Genomic DNA, 19,730 nt, shown 5'->3' with positions numbered 1-19,730 from the left:
TAATAGATATTACTTTATACTTATAAAAAAAACTCGGAAAATTTTTTCCGAGTTTTTCAGCTATTTAGCTTATCTAATTACAGGCAATACTTCAATCCAGTAATCATCAGGATCGTTGATGAAATACAATCCCATTTTGTGATTCTCGAAACAAACACAATTCATCTCTTTGTGATATTTACGAATCTCATCGTAGTCTCCTTCAACTCGAAAGCATAGGTGGCTTTCATTTTCGCCCAATTCATAAGCTTCAGAGTGATCTCTTAACCATGTTAGTTCTAAAGAGAATGGACTTACTCCATCCGATAGATAAACTAATATAAATGAGCCGTCGGGAGCTTCCTTGCGTCTGAGTTCTTTTAAACCTAATGCTTTGTCATAGAATTCTATGCTTCGTTCCAAATTGGTAACGTTGACGTTAAAGTGGTCAAATCTACTTACTATTTGCATAATTATTTCTCTTTATCTGGTTGTTAAGGCAGTAAGCCTTTGTGGATTAAAAATATCTTTTATACTTCAATAATATCACCTCTGTGTGAAGGTACAAATACTTCTATTTTGTATTTTTCGGCAATACTTTTTATCTCAGCTGCCTTGTCATAAGCGGTGTCGAAATGCATAGGTATAAATAACTGTGTAGGTATTTTCTCTAAAAACTGATCAGCTCCTTTCATATAATCTTTACCAAGTCGTGGGTCGACGGGAAACATGGCAATGTCAAGAGATGGCGTTGAGGCTGACAAGTGATTGAGTTCTCTTAAATAAAATTCCTCTGCTTCTTTAATCTCTTGTTCGGTTGATTCTTCGTTCCAATGCCAGTTGTTTAGATCGCCGGCATGAAATATAACTTTGTCATCTCCTTTTATTCTGAATGATATACCTAAGTCGGTAGAGCCAAAAGCATCAATCTGTAATAGGTCGTCTTTGTATTGTTCGTCCTTGTCTATGAAAGTAATATCGCAGAAGGTGGTTTTAGATGCTGTCTCAATATCCTTCGAGAATATATAAGTTATATCTTGGCGTTCCTCCCTCCATTTAAGAATCTCAGGATTAAAATGATCTGCATGTCCATGCGATGCCAGCACATACAATTTTTGTGGGCGATGTAGTAATCTGTCGGTTACAACACCATGATTCTTACTGATTGAATCTTGATAATAGTCTATTATTATAGTGAAATTTGCTGTTTCAATAGCAAACCCACTATGATGTATATAAGTTAGTCTCATTTTCTTGTTTAAAATTAGAAATTTAGAACCGTTCTCAGTTCTTATAATGTTTATTGAAGAATCGAAAGGCTTTAGCCCTTAATCTCTGAATTGGTCGGATGTTGCAAATCTAACCCCTTGTAGTTTGGCATCATCATACATTTTTATTGCCCGTTCGTTTTCCGGATTGATCCACGAAATACAATCAGTCAGCACTATAATTCGTTTTGCCAGGTAGGGGGCAGCTTTCAACATGTCATTTAAAGAATTTGCTACACAATAATCGGCTGCTTCTCCCATTATTAATATTTTGTCGAACTCTTCTAGTTTTGATAACAATCTTTTGTTCAGTTTTGTTTCCTCGCTGTCATCATATTCTACTGCAGCTTTAAATATGCTGTAATGTTCTGTTGCTTGATGCATGCCTTTGTAAAAAAGATCGTAAGTTTTGCCTTCGTTTATGCACCACGAGTAAAGAGCTTTGATTAGAATTTCGTTTATTGACCACCCTTTACTGCCCTGTATGCAGTGTGCAGGCCATATAGTGCAAACTTCTCCCTTTGCTTCCAGTGCTTTGAGGTAGCTCAATGCCTTGTCTTTATTGAATTGGGGCATCCATTTTCCTTGTTCTAAATCTTCTGCGTGTATTGTTGTAAATAATGCAGGAGGGTATCCCTCTTTGTCTTTCCAATAGTGCTGGTTTGCAATGTGTATGGGTTGATGAGAATCAGCTGTGAGTGCAACATAATCGATACTCGAACCATATTCTTCTATAAAAGTAGCCATCCGCCTAACATCAGCATCCGCTCCATTTACAAATAAAGCTCCAGTAGATTGGGTAAAATCATTTTGGATATCAATACCTAGTACAGCTGTTCTTTCTTTCATCGCAGTCATAATTTAAGTCTAAGACTTATTGGCAACATTTAGGAGACTATTGGCTTGTTTGTAAGGGAGATCACTAAAAGTGTTTTGGCTAAATTTAATAATTCTTCCCCAAAAATAGGATGATAAAGATATGAAATAAATCAATATCTTAAAATTGTACCGATTGACGAGCTACGATATTGCATAGTTGGCTGATATCATTCATGCTTAGAGTGAAATCGGCGTACTCGGGAGATGAATTCAAAGAGTGACAAGTTATTTCGCAGCGTTCCAAATCTTGTTTAATTATTTGTTTACATACAATGGTATTACCTATTAGTATAATCCAAAAAGGATACTCATCATTCCGTAATCTGTCACGCCAATAATCCTTAGGTAATTCACGAGCTAAAACAATATCTTTATCACATATGCTGCGTTTTGAACCATCATCCATGCTATCTCCTTTTATTTCGAAAGCATAATAGCGTCCCATGCCAATTTTGTCGACAATAAATTCGACTTCCTCCAAGTCATTAACAAATTCTGCATCGCGATATTCATCTACATATTTGGCATAAGCTTTTATGGGGATTAAAGGTACGCGCATGCGAAATCGCCCATTGGGCATTTCGTAATATTTTACGCCTGAGCTATTCACGAAATAAGGCTCTTGTTCCGCGTCAATAGCGAGGCTTAGATTGCTTTCATTGTCCTCTTTGCGGTACATGTCGCCTCGTCCGGTTAAGAGCCAATCTGTATTTATATTCGGTTCGGCGTTAATTATTTTGTCGATGAGCCCAAATTTAGGCTCTGTTGAGCCTTTAATACAATCATTTAGTGTTGTTTGGGCAATATTCGCAAACTCAGCATAAGCCCTTACTGATTTCGAACTTTGTTCTACAATCATCTTAATGCGCTCGTTTATTGAATTTTTCATCTTTTTTTTTATTTAGATTGATTCTAAATATTCGGTTTGTCGAATACTTTATTTGAATAGACTTGTTTGTGTTCGAAATATCGAATATATTTGCATTGTCAATCCAAATGATGAATTACAAAGATATAAATTAAAACGATATAAACCAATTGATTGCTTTTGATAATATCAGAAAAAATTAAAAGGATAAGGATGTGACCGAGAAACCGAATAGTCCTAATTTTGATAATTTTATCAATAAAGAATAATGTGTATATGTTAGTATGCTTTATAGAAAATATAATAATCTACAATATGACAACAGAAGAATTGCTCTGGAACGCTGCATTTGAACAGAATGAAGAGTATTTGAACAACTCTTATAATTACAATGAGGAATGGGCTATTGAGCGCTATTACGAAGACAAAGAGTTGTTTGAACGATTCGGTGAATTCTTTAAAACTGCCGGCTAATTAGACTCTCCTTGACAACACAAACAAAACTTACAAAGAACAAAACAAACTTAAAACAAACCCTTATGGAAACCAAGACATCTACAAAGAGACGCTACAAAACTTTTGACCAATCGGATGCTATCAAACAAGCTCAAAAATTGATAGATCGTACCAAGAAAAAACAAACTAATCTTCGTTCTATTCGGATTGATGCTGATACGGTTGTACAGATAAAAGCAGAACGATCTAATGTTGATCGTATAATCGAACGAGTTAAACACAAAGCAAGAACCGTTAGTATTGTCGATCAGATTGAATATGGGCAATATGCCTAACTTCTCTATGTTCGTTGAATGCGATTTGTTTATTAAGAATACTTACCATCAAAACCAAACACAATTATGAAACTAGGTAATAGCGGAGCAAATAATAAAGGAAAGAAGTATATTAAAATTAAACCCGGAGCCATTGCCACTCCCGAGAATCAATTGAAAGCAGATGCGTTTAAAGAATGGTTTGGGAGGTTCTACCCTTGTTTGCAGACTGAATTAATCAATAAAGATACTTATGATGAAGATGTTTTGAATGATACTTTTCTGCGTATTTATGATAAGATACGTTTCGGAGGATTGGAGATAGCCGATTATAAAGCGTATTTTCATAGAGCATTCTTTACCAACTTCATGCAGATAAATATACAGGCATCGCAAAGCGTAACAACTCCATTGGATAATCATGATAAAATAGACGATTCTGAAAGTGATGAAGAGTTGATTAAAAGTAAGTTTGAGTTGGAGAACGATATCTTTGACTTTGTATATGCTAAATACCCTATTCACGAATTTGAGCTCTTTAAGATGTATGTTCGTTTGAAGCCTGCGATAAACTATGCCGATTTATCGAGTCTTACAACAATATCTCAGAGTCGGATAAGTGAGATAATTTCTAAAATTCGTAGGGATGTTTGTAAGCAAAAAGATTTTACTATAAGAAGAAGGTCTACTTTGCGTAAAACTGAATGTTGAGAGGTTTATATAAATAAAAAAAACAGCGGCAGGTTTAATTTGTCGCTGTCTTTTCACTCTATATATATTGCTATTATCGAGTCAAATCTTGTACATCTGTTTCTAGCATATATACGCCTAAAGCGTGTGCCGGGTGCATGTCTTTTGCTTTAAAAACATACTCTCCTCCTATGCTCGGAGCAATCGCAGGAGATGTTATCAGTTCGGCATGAATAGTGTCGCCTTCCTTGAATTTATCTGTTTCGGAACTTGTAACCACTAATTTTACTACAGTTGCGCTTATCTTGCCTTCGGCAGCTCCACGACCTATATTTACCTCATCTTTTTCAAGTACGCGTCCTACCCATTGGTAATTTTCAGTAACAGGATTTATTGATGCAGGTAATCCTTCGGATGTGGTGGGTGTCTTGGATATTTCTTTTACAAGAATATATCTTAATGAAGAAGCATCAGCAGGTGGATTTTCAACTTTTTCTTCCTTAACTTCCAATACATACTCGAAGCCTTCTTTGTAGTCGAAGCCTTCTATTTGATTGTAAAAGAATGTCCAGTTAGATTCGGAGCCTTTTTTTACGAGTAGGCATTTCTGAGGAGCTACGCCCACACAATCTCCTTGTTGTGAAGCAATGGTCATTTTTACAGTATTATTTGATGCGCATGATGCAAATAATAGAGGTAGCAAAAAGAGTAAACCAATTAATTTTTTCATATGTAGATAGTTTATAAATAACTTCTCTTAAAACAGCCAACATTCTAAAATGTTCTATAATTGTGCGGTCTCACCTGTGGAAGTGACCATCTTTTGACCATTCTCCTTTTTGCTCCCTTCTCCAAAAATAGACGAAGAAATAGGTTTGAGGTAGAATGAATGCCAGCGAATAATAGGCTGTTTGTAAATAGTATTCACTAGATTCTAGCTGCGATGAAACAAGGGAAAAGGATATGAGCAGGGGCAGTGGGAGAAAGCTTATAAATGACAAAAGAAAGTTTTTACGAACGCTGCGTATTTTGCTAAGAAATATAGAGTAAGATGCTATGGCGCAGCTGAAACAGATAAAAAATGGATAAAAGAATAAGTCTTTATTGTTAACATCCATATATTGTTTTATGTCTGAGTCTTTAAAAATATAGCCCGATATAATCCATAAGGGAAGAGATATTGTTAAGCTGATAAGTAGTACCTTGAGAGGAGTGTGCAGGCAAAAGCGAGTCAGCTTGTTTTTGGAAAACAAACTGATCAATAATCCTGCTATGAGCAAAATGGCAACTATTGCTAGACGAACTCTCATAAAGCAAATGTAAAAAAAATAATATTGCTAAGAGGTTGTGTCGTTGATATTTTATATGATAATAGAGGATAATTAAAATTATGGATTGCACGAAAAGTTGTACCTTTATGTTGATAACCTATGAAAAACATAAATTCGCATTAAAGATGAAATGGAAATCTATTGTACCATTAGCTATATGCATCCCATTAGTTAGTACTGCCCAAAAGAAAATACAAGAGCAACCAAATATTATAGTCTTTCTGGTTGATGATATGGGTTGGCAAGATACTTCGTTACCTTTTTGGACTGAAAGGACTCAGTGGAACAATCTGTACGAAACTCCCAACATGGAGCGTTTAGCAGACCAAGGAATGATGTTTACTCAAGCCTATGCTTGTAGTGTGAGTTCTCCGTCAAGAGTCAGTTTGATGACTGGGATGAATGCTGCCAGACATCGCGTTACAAACTGGACTTTGGAGAAGAATAAATCGAATGATGGAAAGAGTGATATAATACAACCTCCAAACTGGAATATTAATGGAATCTGCCAAACTGAGGGAATTGACTATACTTATCAGGTAACTTCATTGGCTCAGATTTTGAAAGATAATGGCTATCATACTATACACTGTGGAAAAGCTCATTTTGGAGCCATAGATACTCCAGGTGAAAGTCCCTATCATTTCGGATTTGAAGTTAATATTGCAGGGCATGCCGGAGGTGGTTTGGCTAGTTATCTGGGAACTGAAAATTTTGGAAACAAAACTGATGGACAAAAAAGTCCTCTTCAAGCTATACCGGGTCTCGATAAATATTGGGGACAAGATATTTTTGTAACCGAAGCTCTTACCTTGGAAGCTAAAAAAGCTCTGGATCATGCTCAAAAGCTCGATCAACCGTTCTTTTTATATATGGCGCATTATGCCATTCATATTCCTATTCAGAAAGATATGCGATTCTATCAGAAATATAGAGATAAAGGGATGACTGAGATCGAATCGGCATACGCTTCGCTTATTGAGGGAATGGATAAAAGTTTGGGTGATTTAATGGATTACTTAGAAATAAACGGAATAGCCGATAATACAATAATCATGTTTATGTCTGATAATGGAGGGCTTGCCGCAACTTCGCGAAGTGGAGAGCCTCATACTCAGAATTCGCCACTAAATAGTGGAAAGGGATCAGCTTACGAGGGAGGAATACGTGAACCTATGATTGTTTCGTGGCCTCAAAAAGTTAAAAAGCAATCTAAAAATAATGAGTATGTTATTATAGAAGATTTCTTTCCAACGATTCTGGAGATGGCGGGTGTGGAAAAATGCAGGTCAGTGCAGCCTGTTGATGGTGTGAGTTTTGTTCCGTTATTGACAGAGAAAGGCAATCCTTCTAAAAATCGAAAATTGTATTGGAATTTTCCGAATATCTGGGGACCATCGGGACCGGGAATCGGAGCAACCTGCTCCGTACGTGATGGAGATTGGAAGTTGATTTATTATTATGACACAGGAAAGAAAGAACTCTTTAATGTAACAGAAGATATTGGTGAAATAAATAATTTATCTGAAAAGCGAGTAGATATTGTAAGAAATCTATCGAAAGACTTGGGTAAATACCTTAGAAGAGTTGACGCTCAAAGACCTTCTTTTAAAAATACAGAAAAATTAGTTCCTTGGCCTGATGAGGTATAAAGAGTTTAAAAAGAAAGCAGACAAGAAAAATGTCTGCTTTTTGTTGATATATTTAAAAGAATGGGATAGAATTAGAAGTGTCTTACTCATTTATAAATCGTAAGTTATTTATAATTTAACTCTGCCTCCTTTTTTCCACGTTCGTTTATAATAATCTTCATTCAGATGGCTAACTATTACTCCTTTGGAGGTGGATGCGTGAATGAAGTAGCCGTCTCTAAGAAAAATTCCGACATGATCTATTTTCTTTGATCTGGGAGAGGTACTGAAAAATACGAGATCGCCGGTTTTTAATCCACCTTTGCCTACTTTGTGTACATCTTTTTTTGCCTGATCTTCGGACGATCTTTCGAGTTTCTTGCTATATACTCTTCTGTATACTTCGCTTACAAAACCTGAGCAATCGGATCCGGCTTTTGAGTTTCCACTATAACGATAAGGTACGCCCAGCCATAGAGATACTTCTGCATATAATGGTATATTGGGGTCATCGTTGTTGATAGGAATACTTAAACTACGAGATAATTGCTCAACTTCTACCGGATTATATAAAACCTTGCTGCTTCCACAAGAAGATAAGCCTGTAAGTATACATATACCAATTGTGAAAACTACCCATTTAGTCAGCTTGTAATAACTGTTCATACACATTTAATTTATTCTCTAATGATCAAAATGAAACATAAAGATAGTAATAATGATTGACGCCTTTAGTCAGGTAAATACTCCTATTGTTAAATTTTGCATTTATTTTCATTTCTAAAAAAAAGGATTTAGTGTTCAAGTGTTAATGTTTTTTCTTATTTTTGTAACTTATAGGTACATATGAAATAAAGCACACGCTGTGTATCTAAAAAAACATAAAGGGCACTTAATAATAAAGGATTCATCTGTGCACATAAATCGCTTCTTTTCCTTAACCCGGGATAGATGAGGTATGCATAATTACTTCGTTGTTAAAGAACCTAATAGGTGAAAATCATAAATTAAATATATTATAAAAAAGCTATACTATGGCTATTGACAAAAACAGAAAAACTGCTCGATTCATCAATTTTGGCTGGTTTGCGTGTATTCTTATAGCACTTACCTTAACTGCGGGCAGCATAAGCTATATTAACACTAAACGTATTGTTGATCGTGCCGAACAAAATAATCAGGAGTTAAAAGAACTATTTGGGATGCTTCGTGAGAACTCTCAATATGTGGTTGCTACCGATCAGGTAGGACGCCATTATGTTGATAGCATCAATTTGGTTAAAACCCAGAAAGCTAAAATGGCTGAGGATGCGATTATTAAACAAGCCACTACCCAATTAACCGAATATTCGGGAATGCTATCGAGAACTGCAGATAATACAGTGATGCTCTTATTTGTTTGGGCTGCGGTATTGGCTCTCATAACTCTCATTTTTTCATTCTTAGGTTTTATGGAGTTAAAAGATCGTATGAAAGCCGTGGAGGATACTCTTGACAAGGTGACTGATAAAAATGATGAGATAGACCACAAGAAAAAAGATATAGATTCTAAGAAATTAGAGATTGATGCTCAGAAAGAGCAAATTGATGCTAAGACTCAAGAAATAGACGATCGTAAGAACGAGATCGAAGTTGCTTTGGGTAAGGTGGAAAGTACCCTTTCGGCAGTCGAAAAAATAGAGGGAAATATAAAAGAAGACGCACGCACTTCGAGCTACAATTTTGATATACATGCAGCAATAAGTAAAGCTGATATGACTACAAAAATTGGAGCGTTGGAGGAAATTGCAAAAAATATAGAAAAGGATGAGGTGATAGATAAAGATCGAAAAAGCAGTTTGCTTTATCAAACTTATTTCTACTTAGCTCAGGCTTATTCAGCAAATGCAGATACTGTACAATCTATTGCAACATATACAAAACTGATAGAAATAAATGCGAATCAGCCTCAGGTTTTTAATAATAGAGGAAATGTGTACAATAGTATAGGTGAGCATGATAAAGCTATACTGGATTATGATAGGGCTATCGAACTAAACTCAAATTATACAGAGGCTTATTATAATAGAGGAACAGCGTATGGTAACAAAGGACAATATGATGTTGCTATAGAGAATTATAATCAGGCATTAGCATTAAATCCTGAATATGCTGAGGCGTATTTTAATAAAGGAACAGCATACAGCGATAAAGGTGATTTTGAGCACGCTCTCGAAAATTATAATACAGCTATCAATTTGAATTTGAATGATGCTGAAACATTTTATAGCAGAGGTACTACGTTCAGTAATATGGGACAGTACGATAAAGCTATACAAGATTACAATGAAGCGATTCAATTAAACCCTAGCTATACCAATGCTTATTATAATCGAGCCAATGCCTATTTTAATATGGGCTTGTTTGATGATGCTTTGAATGATTATGATACCACTTTGAAAATGAATCCTTATGATGCCAAAGCTTATTTTAATAGGGGTGTGATTTGTAAAAGTAAAGGATTGAATAATCAGGCAATCGAAAATTTTGATGCAACCCTGCGTATCAAACCTAATAATATCAAAGCGTATTTGAATAGAGGAATGGTGTACCTATCGTTGGAGAATTATGATAAAGCAATTGAAGACTTCAATGCTACACTTAGACTTAATCCTAATGATAAAGATGCTTATTATAATAGAGGATTGGCGTATGCAAAAATAAATGAATTAGATAAGGCTATCAATGATTATAATGCTACAATTATTATATCTCCCGATTATGATAAAGCATATTACAATCGTGGGTTAGTGTATTATAATAGAAAAGAATACGACAGAGCTATTGATAACTTTAATACAGTACTTCGTTTGAATCCAGATGATGCATCTGTGTATAATCTTCGAGGAACAATTTTATTGCAACGTAATGATGTTGATAAAGCGATTGAAGATTTTAATAAAGCTATAGAACTAAATCCTAATAATGCAGAAGCTTATAATAACAGAGGCAATGCTTATAATAATAAAGGTGAGTTTCAGAAAGCAATAGACGATTGTAATGAAGCATTGCGTTTAGATCCTAATAGTATAGACTTGTTTAGTCGTGGAAGCGTATATTTTAGTGTAGGCGAATACGATAAAGCAATAGCTGACTTTACGGAAGCCATCAATGTTAATTCAACAGACGAGAGGGCTTATTTCAAACGAGGAGAGTGTTATTATATCAAAGACCAATACGATCAGGCAATAGCCGACTTTGATGAGGTACTTCGTTTAAATCCTGATAGTATTGAGGTGTATTTGTACAGAGCCGATGCTTATTTCAAAACCAATCAGTTCAAATTGGCTATTGTCGATTATAACAAGGTTGTAATTAATCAGAAGGCTGGAGTTCATGTATATGCTAATTTGGCAACCGCTTACTTTAAAGAAGAGGAATACTCTGAGGCTATTGCTAATTATGATAGAGTGTTAGAGTTAGATTCTAATTATGCAGAAGCTTATCTGAATAGAGGTTTGTCGTATGCATACCTTAAAGATTTTGATTCGGCAATCTTTAACTTTAGCGAGTTATTGCTTATTTCTCCTGAAAATGCGGAAGCGTATTTTAATAGAGGAAATGCATATACTAATAAGCAGGCATACGATTCGGCTGTAAAAGATTATACGGAGGCTATCCGTCTTAATCCTGAGTTAGCAGAAACTTACTTTAATAGAGGCAATATCTATTATAATCATAGTCAGCACAGTGTTGCGATTGAAGATTACAGTAAAGCTATTGAGTTGAATCCTAATTATACAAAAGCTTACTTTAATAGAGGATTAGCTAGTAAAGTAACAGAGCAGTATCAACAAGGTCTTAACGATTTTATAAAGGTAATTTCGCTGGAGCCAAACAATCAGAGATTAATTGAAAAGGCTCAGAAGCAAGTGGATGTTATAACCAAGTTGATGAAGGTGCAATCGCCAGATTCGAATGACAATCTTGAAGAGTAAAGAATAAAAAAACATATTAAAAAAAGACCATCCTGTTGAAGGATGGTCTTTTTTTTGTATTTAGTTGTAGCATTGTAAACAACAGCTACGGTTTTTTCAGTAGTCTTAATATACGAAGTCAGCAGTGTATTGGGTTGAATTTCCACATGCATCTGTTGCTGTAAAAACAAGCTTATGAGTTATACCCTTTTTTAATCGTGCAGGATCAAACTTATATGTAATTATAGGAGATTTCATGTCATGTGTAAATAATGCAAATTTACCATCAATTGTTCCTCTGAAAGTGGCTACACCACTAAGGTTATCGCTTACGCGCAGTCTTATCTCGTCTTTAGGTACTATTATTCTTCTTTTTCCCGATGTTGAGGATTCTATACGTGTTACAGTAGGTGCTTCGGTATCAGCAGAGACACTTAATCGCATGCCCAATTCGCGAATTGAAGCTACCACAGATCCATTCTTGTAAGTGCCGCCAACCCAAGCTCCTCTTTTGTTGTTATTGTTCACTTGTACCAAGCCATATTGTTTTTTATTACTTATAGGGTCTGATGATAATTTTATGGTCACTTCTCCCGATTTATCGAGGGGTACAGGAGTTTTGTTTACTGTAAAGATATCAGAAAAGAAATCTGTTGACGAAGCTTGAGAAAGAGTGAAGCATACATCATTGTATAAGTTCCCTTTTGAGATAGATAGCGAAAATTGATTGGTGTTGTATTTGTTATCTTCGTCCCATATCAAAACCTGATTGCAAGCAGATGGCGTAAGTATATTTTGCTTTTGACCTCTGATTGTAAAATCGTATGTAGACTTATTTCCATACAGATCTTCCAACTCGTAAGATATTTTGTAGGGACGTTCTTCATCTATATTGATGTAGCCGCTATTTACAGCCGAATAGAAAGGCAATTTATTACCTGGTTCTATAAATGATTGCATATAGAACGACTTGTTAAGTCTCCATTCTGCAAATTCGGTAAATGTATTTATCATACGACTTTGATCAAATGAGAAGCCTGCAGTCTCTGATTTGAATATTTGCTTGCCATCTACTGAAAGTTTGACAACTCTTACACCATAAATGTTAGATGTAGCATCCATTCGGTCATAAGCTTTTATTCCAAATCCTATTAATCCCCATGCTTCAATCGATTGTTTTAATCCCGAGTATTCTCCTGATTTTAGTAAGCTAACAGCTTGGCGCAAGGGTAGGATAGTGCCATTTATAACACCTCTGCCCGGAACGGGGTAGGCTGCAATTCCTTTTATATCGGGCGATTTATTATCGGAGATTAATTTCTTATAATAGACCAAAGGGTCTAAAGCATTTTCTGTTTTAGTATCTCTTATTTCGAAATGCAGGTGTGGACCTCCTGATCCTCCTGTATTGCCACTATAAGCTACAAGTTCTCCCTTTTTTACCGGAATTTGATAAGGTTTAAGTTTTACATCAATTCTAAAACTTTCCTGCTTATATTGTTCTTGTTTTACATATTCGCCTATTCTTACATTATAAGAACTCAAATGTCCGTAAACCGACGTCTGTCCATTGGGGTGGTCTATATATAAAGCCAATCCATATCCGCTGGGCGAAACACCTATTCGCGATATATATCCGTCGGTTACGCTATATATAGGCTTGCCTTCAACACCCTGCGTTTTTATATCTATACCTGAGTGGAAATGGTTATTACGAAGTTCGCAGAAATTGGCGCTCAATAATAGGGGTATATCTAATGGACTTCTGTAATCTTGTGCAAAACTATTTAACGATAGAAATAGAAATATAGTTGTGATGATCTTATTCATTATATATTAATTATAAGATGTTTAAGAAAGCCTTAAACTCGTGTTACTATTATTGAATCGCATTATTGTGATATAATACGATTCTACAAACATTATCCTTAATACAACAAGTATTAGGCTATAAAGATTTTGTGTTTGCTTATTTTAAATGGAAAATATACTTCGAAGAAACTTTAGATGAGCTCTAAGGTATTATTGATAATGTCTTTAGCTACGTCTTTTTTGTTCTTTAATTCGAAATTTGTACGCTTGCCGCTCTTGTTTAAGATTGCAATTTTATTGGTGTCGTACTGAAACCCTGCACCATTATCATTTAGGGAGTTTAGCACAATAAAATCAAGGTTTTTTTTCTGAATTTTGGCAAGTGCGTTCTGCTCTTCATTATTAGTTTCTAAAGCAAAACCAATCAAGATTTGTCCCTCTTTTTTTACTTTGCCTAATGATGCTGCAATGTCTTTGTTGGGAATGAGCTCTAATGTGAGATTTGAACCTTCAGCTCTTTTTATTTTATTATCAGCTTGTTCTTTGGGGCGATAATCGGCTACCGCAGCACATAATATGGCTGCATCTGTGTCTGCAAATTCTTTTGTTGCAGCTTCGTACATTTGTTCAGCCGATTCAACGTCGATTCGCTGGATGTTACGATGGCTTGTTTTTAAAGATACAGGACCTGCTATAAGAATAACTTCTGCCCCTCTTTCGGCACATTCTTCAGCTAAAGCAAAACCCATCTTTCCCGACGAATAGTTTCCTATAAACCGTACGGGATCTAATTTTTCATACGTAGGTCCCGCTGTTATCAGGATTTTTTTTTTTGAAAGAGACTCTTGTTTCTCGAAATGTTCCTTGATGTAGGCTACGATATTTTCGGGTTCTTCCATTCTACCTTTTCCTATCAGATGGCTAGCCAATTCGCCCGAAGCAGGCTCAATGACGAGGTTACCGTATGATTGAAGTAGAGCTATATTTCGTGCAGTAGAAGGATGCGCAAACATATCTAAATCCATTGCAGGAGCAATAAATACGGGAGCTTTCATCGACATGTAGGTCGTTACAAGCATATTATCGGCAATTCCGTTTGCCATTTTACCCATTGTTGCTGCTGTTGCCGGAGCTATAACCATAAAGTCAGCCCATAAGCCTAAGTCTACGTGACTATGCCATGTACCATCGTTTGCACCAAAGAAATCGCATACAACTGGTTTGCCGGTTAAAGCAGATAATGTAACAGGAGTAATAAATTCTTTTCCCGAGGGGGTAATCACAATCTGCACTTCTGCGCCTTCTTTAACGAATAGACGGGCTAGTGATGCTGCTTTGTATGCAGCGATACTACCGGTTATACCTAATACTATATGTTTACCTTTTAGTGTCATTTCTCTATTGTCTTATAAATTAAGGTCACAGACCTATTTAATATTTTGATAAGAATAACAATTATATACTGTTGTAGCTCGAAAATACACCATTAAATAATTCTGTTTATTTAAGTGGTGTCAAGTTTAAATATTGTCTCGAACTAATATTGAATTCATTGCAAAAATAGCAAACGCTTTGCTACATCACGCATCCTTTTTCTTAAATGTAAAGTATTTATTTAAAAAGAATTGTAAAAAAGCGATAATGACGGTTATTACTAATTTCGAAAGATTTTGTACAACCTTTGGTGCTAACGGACTTAAGTCGAGATGGGTGATGCTAAGATTGATTAGCTGTACGAATACCGGAAGCAAAACAGAACCGATAACTAATCCTATTCCGGCAATGCCGAAAAATGAAATACCTCTTTGCCATATTTTATCGGTGGCTTTGAAAGTAAAGTAGCTATTAAGTACAAAGTTATTTGTAATAGCTAATATCGAACTGAGTATATGCGAGGCAATATAGTTGATTCCAATAACATCTCGGAAGAGAAAAAATGCTGCCCAATCGACACCTAATCCAATAAAACCGACTATTCCGTACTTTACTAATTCTTTGAAAGATTGATTCATTATGTATTACTTAGATCTCAGATCTTTTTATTATTTTGGTGAAAAAATAACCAAATTTTATTGAAATAAAGATATGATGATAAATACTTTATTGTTCTCCTAGGGCGCAAAGATAAGGCTTTATTTCTTTTGAGATTTGTCTTTTTGTACGATTATTATTTAAAAATTTGCTTTTTCGCTCTGCAAATACCATAAAAATGACTATTTTTGAATTACAATACTCTTACAAAGGTTATTTATTGTGACGGAAAAAAAGGTGAAATTATCAGTTTTGGGATTCTCGTTTAACCAAACACAATCAGGCACATATGGCTTGGTTTTGGCAGAAGAGAATGGTGTAAGACGTCTTATGGTTGTTGTCGGGACGCCTGAGGCTCAATCTATTGCCTTTAAGTTGCAAAATACGTCTCCTCCACGTCCATTGACTCATGATCTGTTTTATTCATTTATGTCCGAATGGGGAATCGTTCTTCAAGAAGTGCTTATTTATAAGTATGATAATGGTATTTTTTATTCTAAACTGATCTTTAAGCAAGGAGAAAAAGAGATTTCAATAGAGTCTCGTACATCCGATGCTATTGGAATTGCTTTGAGAAGTAAATCTGCCATATATACTACGGAAGAGATAATGCAGAAGTTGGCAATAGTATTCAGCGAAGGCGAAGACGATATTGACAACAAAGAGATTGTAACTGGTCATGACAGTACAGAATATATGGATAGTTATGCATTACTTAGTGAAGAAGAGTTGAACTCGATGTTGCAGGAAGCTATTGATAATGAAGATTATGAATTGGCATCCGTCTTACGTGACGAAATGGATAAACGATTTAATCATTAAGATCTTCAATCTTTTTTCTGATTCCGAAACGCGACATTAAATCTTTTTTGTAGCTTAAGTATCAAGCCCTTTTTATATAACATTATGGATAAAACTATATTTTACGCCCCCAATATTCAGCAAGATAATACTTTACCACAAGATGAATCAGCACATTGTGTGAGAGTTTTGCGTAAAAAAGAAGGCGATGAAATATTGGTGACCGATGGAAAAGGGAATTTCTTTGATGCCGAAATTGTTGAGGCTCATCAAAAACATTGTGTTGTAAATATCATCCAAACTATAGTTGAGCCAATGCCTTGGGGCAATTATCTACATATTGCATTTGCACCTACTAAAAATCTAGATCGTATTGAATGGTTTGCTGAGAAGGCAACAGAAATAGGGATAGATCACCTGACTCCTTTGTTATGCAGATACTCGGAACGAAAGGAGGTTAAACTACCACGTATAGAAAAAATTCTGGTTTCAGCCATGAAGCAATCACAGAAAGCAGTTCTACCTCAATTAGATGAGATGACTTCGTTCTCGAACTTTATAAAGAAGCCTTTTGATGGGCAAAAGTTTATAGCTCATTGCTATCCTCAAGAGAAGAAATTACTAAAAACAATCTACAAGACTGGGGGTAATGTCTTAATATTGATAGGACCCGAAGGTGATTTTAGTGAACAAGAAGTACAAGAGGCTCTAAAGTGCGGGTTTGAACCGATAAGTTTAGGGGAAAGCCGTTTACGTGCTGAAACTGCTGCTTTGGTTGCTTGCAATACTATCCAAATACTTAATGGATAATAATCAGTACGAGGTATCTTAATATTAATCTCAAAAGAATTAAGGCATTTATATTTACTATATAAATAGGGCTGAGTCTTTATTTTTCTGCGACTTCTTTATTGAATTCTCTCAAAGCTAGAATGGCTTTATATAATTTCTTTTTGTAATACCCTTTGCATATAAATGATTCGTATCGTTTTAGAGAATACTTTGTAATATCGTATTCTAACGATCTTCTGGCACTCTCTACAAAGGCATCAATGAGCGGTTTTAAAGCTTCATTGGGTGGCAGTGATTGATTGTTTTCTTTGGGTAGCTCATTCATATTTCCTGATCCATTTTTTAGATATGTAAAGATAATAAATTCTTAGAATGTAGAATCCTTATTCCTTCAAAGGGTTTTTGAGATACTTGTACAATTATATTACTTTTACATCTTTAATTTAAGTCTGAGACCTTATGAAAAAATGTACTATACTTTTCTGCTTATGCTTTATATCTACAATCATTTATTCGCAAAGTGCTGATGTCTGGATTGAGAGAGCAGATGTTGCTGAAGAAGCAGGGAACTTGGAAGCTGCAAATATCTGTTATCAAAAAGTGTTAGAGTTAGACTCTACAGATCAGTATATATTTTATAGTAGAGCAAATGTTTTAGTAGATCTTGGCGAAAAAAACAAAGATAAGGCAATGTTCAAAGAAAGTTTTGAGATGTATAGAAGGGCTTCGGAGTTGGGTTCTTCTAGTGTCTATGTATATAACGATTGGGCTGTAGCTGTATTAAGACTGGCTAAAATGGAGAATAATATTCGTTATTACGAATCTGAGATCACAACATTGTGTCTAAAGTCAGAGAAGTTGGGCGATCAGGTTGCGGCATACAATCTAGCATGCATGTATTCTCTATTAAATAAGAAAAAGAAATCTCTAGAATGGTTAGAAAAAGCTTTAACGAATAAGTATCAAATTAAGTCAAATAGACTAACTAAGTCTCTAATTGAAAAAGATCCCGATTTTGATAATATTCGCAAAGACAAGAAATTCGAAGAATTATTGATGAAATACGCTGTTACCAGAAAGAACAGTATCTTCTTCGAGAAAAAATACATCTGAAAAAAACGATATATAGTCTTCTTTATGCAATAAGTAAGACTGGAGTTTTTTATAAAAATGACAGAGGAAATAAAGAGTGCTTTCTCTAGAGAATATCTCTTTTAAATGATTAGAGTAACTCTTTTAGATACTTGATTTGGAATTAGTAAAATAGAAGAAACAAAAATATGATAAAGGCTATTTTTTTTGATATTGATGGTACTCTGAAAAGTTTTAAGACACATTCTATTCCTCAATCTACAATTGATGCAATAAATGAGGTAAAGGAAAAAGGAATTAAAGTTTTTATAGCAACAGGACGTTATTTCAAGCAAATAGGTGATCTGAACGGTTTGGTTTTCGATGGGCTTATTACTTTGAATGGAGCTCATTGTATTAATTCCGAAAATGAAACGATTTTCACCAATCCAATACCTAGAGAAAATATAGATGCCCTTCTTCGTTATCATTCGGAAAAGTTCCTCTTCCCTTCTATTTTTATAACCGAAAAGAAAGAGCTTATTAATTGTATTGATGAAAATGTGAGAGAAATAAGTCGTTTGGTAGATGTTCCCTTGTCTCCTCTGGGAATATTGGATGAAATAGATAAAGAGGAAGTTCTGCAAATAGATGCTTTTATAAATAAAGAACAGGAACAAGAAATCTTAGATACAGTGTTGACTCATTGTGACGCTAGTCGTTGGAATCCTCTTTTTGCAGATGTAAATGTTAGAGGTAATAGTAAACGAACGGGTATTGATAAGTTTCTCGAATATTATAAGTTAGACTTCTCCGAAACGATGGCGTTTGGTGATGGTGGTAACGATGTTCAGATGCTGAAGCATGTTGCCATTGGTGTAGCTATGGGCAATGCCGGCGATGAGGCAAAGCAGGCTGCCGATTACATTACAGATTCGGCAGATGATGATGGGATTCAAAACGCATTGAAGCATTTTGGTGTTATCTAAAACTTCTTATATTGGTGAGGCTACTATTATAAATTGCTTATGTTTTATATCGTCAAGTGAATTTAATGATAATTTGGAGAGTATTGATGTCAGACAATAAGGGCTAACACTGTTTATTCCTTTTATCAGATCTATTTTATATCCGCAATCTTTAAACATTCGTATTATACTTTTCTTCGTGAAGAAACGCAAATGGGTTCTATCCAAAATTCCAGAATCTTTGTACTTCCAGTCTTTTTGAAACAATAATTCTCTCAATACCTCTATGTGTCTCATATTGGGAATTGACGCTATAATTTTTCCCTTCGGATGTACATTCGCTTTTATTTTTGTTAAGCACGTTTCCGGATATGGCATATGTTCGAGCACATCATTAAAGAAAACACAATCGAAATATTGTTGAGGGAGGTCATCCGAAACTTCGTCAAAAGATCCAATTAAAACTTTATCCAATCTTGTTTTTGCAATTTCGGCGGCTTCTTTTTGCATTTCTATTCCCCAAGTCTCAGGGTTTCTTTCTTTTTTAAGCTTATTGGAGAAGACTCCGGCAGCACAACCTACATCTAAAGTTTTCTCTATATTTTGGGGTATAAATGGGAAGATTTCTTTTCTGTCAAATGAATAATAATCTGCGTTTTGCATAAGAACTTGGTTATCATTAGTGATTAGGGTCTAAAGGTAATGTTTTAGCATTATAAATTGTATTAGTTTTTCTTAAAAGTAGTATAGGGGTAAAATCTAGGGCAACGTTCTTATGATAGCCTATTAGAGACAAATATTAAGGGGAAGTACCAAAAATGGACTTCCCCTCGAAACTATAATTTATAATAATTAGTCTCGGTCTTTTTTATCACTATGCAAA

20 protein-coding genes are annotated in these 19,730 nt (G+C 35.1%); 9 read left to right on the top strand and 11 right to left on the bottom strand.

Going from position 1 to position 19,730, the window contains the following annotated elements:
• Positions 1-69 precede the first annotated feature (69 nt).
• From HGC4_RS05440 to HGC4_RS05425, 4 genes are all read right to left on the bottom strand, one after another.
• Positions 70-450, bottom strand: coding sequence for a VOC family protein (locus HGC4_RS05440; RefSeq protein WP_050709115.1), 381 nt, complete (start codon positions 448-450; stop codon positions 70-72).
• A gap of 59 nt (positions 451-509) precedes the next feature.
• A complete protein-coding gene (locus tag HGC4_RS05435; protein WP_050709114.1) occupies positions 510-1,229 on the bottom strand; it encodes an MBL fold metallo-hydrolase in 720 nt (239 codons plus the stop codon).
• A gap of 78 nt (positions 1,230-1,307) precedes the next feature.
• Positions 1,308-2,096, bottom strand: coding sequence for a cysteine hydrolase family protein (locus HGC4_RS05430; protein WP_050709129.1), 789 nt, complete (start codon positions 2,094-2,096; stop codon positions 1,308-1,310).
• A 148-nt stretch (positions 2,097-2,244) separates the two neighbouring features.
• On the bottom strand, positions 2,245-3,015 hold the full coding sequence (locus HGC4_RS05425) for a S24 family peptidase (RefSeq protein ID WP_050709113.1): 771 nt from the start codon (positions 3,013-3,015) through the stop codon (positions 2,245-2,247).
• Positions 3,016-3,309: 294 nt separating this feature from the next.
• On the opposite strand from HGC4_RS05425, the gene HGC4_RS05420 reads away from it, so the two are divergent.
• The 3 genes from HGC4_RS05420 (at position 3,310) to HGC4_RS05410 (ending at position 4,475) form a co-directional block, all read left to right on the top strand.
• Positions 3,310-3,468 carry a hypothetical protein gene (locus HGC4_RS05420; RefSeq protein WP_157258144.1) on the top strand — a complete coding sequence of 53 codons (159 nt, stop codon included), beginning with the start codon at positions 3,310-3,312 and terminating at the stop codon, positions 3,466-3,468.
• Positions 3,469-3,533: 65 nt separating this feature from the next.
• Positions 3,534-3,785: a hypothetical protein gene (locus HGC4_RS05415; RefSeq protein WP_050709111.1), complete on the top strand. Its 252-nt coding sequence runs from the start codon at positions 3,534-3,536 to the stop codon at positions 3,783-3,785.
• Between the two features lie 66 nt (positions 3,786-3,851).
• Positions 3,852-4,475: a hypothetical protein gene (locus HGC4_RS05410; RefSeq protein WP_050709110.1), complete on the top strand. Its 624-nt coding sequence runs from the start codon at positions 3,852-3,854 to the stop codon at positions 4,473-4,475.
• A 73-nt stretch (positions 4,476-4,548) separates the two neighbouring features.
• Here HGC4_RS05410 and HGC4_RS18355 read toward each other — a convergent pair whose 3' ends face one another.
• Entirely contained in the window at positions 4,549-5,184 is a 636-nt protein-coding gene (locus HGC4_RS18355; protein WP_082204077.1) for a DUF4377 domain-containing protein, read from the bottom strand.
• Positions 5,185-5,910: 726 nt separating this feature from the next.
• Here HGC4_RS18355 and HGC4_RS05400 point away from each other — a divergent pair.
• Positions 5,911-7,437 (top strand): sulfatase, encoded by a 1,527-nt coding sequence (locus HGC4_RS05400; protein WP_050709128.1) that lies wholly within the window; start codon positions 5,911-5,913, stop codon positions 7,435-7,437.
• A 108-nt stretch (positions 7,438-7,545) separates the two neighbouring features.
• On the opposite strand, the gene HGC4_RS05395 is transcribed toward HGC4_RS05400, so the two are convergent.
• Positions 7,546-8,082, bottom strand: a complete 537-nt coding sequence (locus tag HGC4_RS05395; RefSeq protein WP_082204076.1) for a C40 family peptidase — start codon at positions 8,080-8,082, stop codon at positions 7,546-7,548.
• Between the two features lie 368 nt (positions 8,083-8,450).
• Here HGC4_RS05395 and HGC4_RS05390 point away from each other — a divergent pair, with 368 nt between their 5' ends.
• Positions 8,451-11,393 (top strand): tetratricopeptide repeat protein, encoded by a 2,943-nt coding sequence (locus HGC4_RS05390; protein ID WP_050709109.1) that lies wholly within the window; start codon positions 8,451-8,453, stop codon positions 11,391-11,393.
• A gap of 105 nt (positions 11,394-11,498) precedes the next feature.
• On the opposite strand, the gene HGC4_RS05385 is transcribed toward HGC4_RS05390, so the two are convergent.
• The 3 genes from HGC4_RS05385 to HGC4_RS05375 form a co-directional block, all read right to left on the bottom strand.
• On the bottom strand, positions 11,499-13,202 hold the full coding sequence (locus HGC4_RS05385) for a M23 family metallopeptidase (RefSeq protein WP_050709108.1): 1,704 nt from the start codon (positions 13,200-13,202) through the stop codon (positions 11,499-11,501).
• A 173-nt stretch (positions 13,203-13,375) separates the two neighbouring features.
• The gene (gene coaBC / locus HGC4_RS05380; RefSeq protein WP_050709107.1) at positions 13,376-14,578 is read right to left on the bottom strand and encodes a bifunctional phosphopantothenoylcysteine decarboxylase/phosphopantothenate--cysteine ligase CoaBC; all 1,203 of its coding nucleotides are present in this window, start codon (positions 14,576-14,578) and stop codon (positions 13,376-13,378) included.
• A 186-nt stretch (positions 14,579-14,764) separates the two neighbouring features.
• The gene (locus HGC4_RS05375; protein WP_050709106.1) at positions 14,765-15,196 is read right to left on the bottom strand and encodes a GtrA family protein; all 432 of its coding nucleotides are present in this window, start codon (positions 15,194-15,196) and stop codon (positions 14,765-14,767) included.
• A gap of 241 nt (positions 15,197-15,437) precedes the next feature.
• Between HGC4_RS05375 and HGC4_RS05370 the strand changes: the two genes are divergently transcribed.
• Both HGC4_RS05370 and HGC4_RS05365 read left to right on the top strand, forming a co-directional pair.
• Entirely contained in the window at positions 15,438-16,037 is a 600-nt protein-coding gene (locus tag HGC4_RS05370; RefSeq protein WP_050709105.1) for a bifunctional nuclease family protein, read from the top strand.
• Positions 16,038-16,121: 84 nt separating this feature from the next.
• The gene (locus HGC4_RS05365; protein WP_050709104.1) at positions 16,122-16,826 is read left to right on the top strand and encodes a 16S rRNA (uracil(1498)-N(3))-methyltransferase; all 705 of its coding nucleotides are present in this window, start codon (positions 16,122-16,124) and stop codon (positions 16,824-16,826) included.
• A 79-nt stretch (positions 16,827-16,905) separates the two neighbouring features.
• Here the strand turns inward: HGC4_RS05365 and HGC4_RS05360 are convergent, their stop codons facing one another.
• Positions 16,906-17,133, bottom strand: coding sequence for a hypothetical protein (locus HGC4_RS05360; protein ID WP_050709103.1), 228 nt, complete (start codon positions 17,131-17,133; stop codon positions 16,906-16,908).
• A 134-nt stretch (positions 17,134-17,267) separates the two neighbouring features.
• Between HGC4_RS05360 and HGC4_RS05355 the strand changes: the two genes are divergently transcribed.
• Together HGC4_RS05355 and HGC4_RS05350 are read left to right on the top strand one after the other, a co-directional pair.
• Positions 17,268-17,921, top strand: coding sequence for a tetratricopeptide repeat protein (locus HGC4_RS05355; RefSeq protein ID WP_050709102.1), 654 nt, complete (start codon positions 17,268-17,270; stop codon positions 17,919-17,921).
• A gap of 167 nt (positions 17,922-18,088) precedes the next feature.
• Positions 18,089-18,868: a Cof-type HAD-IIB family hydrolase gene (locus HGC4_RS05350; protein ID WP_050709101.1), complete on the top strand. Its 780-nt coding sequence runs from the start codon at positions 18,089-18,091 to the stop codon at positions 18,866-18,868.
• A 6-nt stretch (positions 18,869-18,874) separates the two neighbouring features.
• Here HGC4_RS05350 and HGC4_RS05345 read toward each other — a convergent pair whose 3' ends face one another.
• Positions 18,875-19,510 (bottom strand): class I SAM-dependent methyltransferase, encoded by a 636-nt coding sequence (locus HGC4_RS05345; RefSeq protein WP_050709100.1) that lies wholly within the window; start codon positions 19,508-19,510, stop codon positions 18,875-18,877.
• Positions 19,511-19,730 lie beyond the last annotated feature (220 nt).

It is taken from the genome of Dysgonomonas sp. HGC4 (assembly GCF_001261715.1).
In the GTDB taxonomy this organism is placed as follows: domain Bacteria; phylum Bacteroidota; class Bacteroidia; order Bacteroidales; family Dysgonomonadaceae; genus Dysgonomonas_A.
This window is presented reverse-complemented; position numbering and strand designations above follow the sequence as displayed.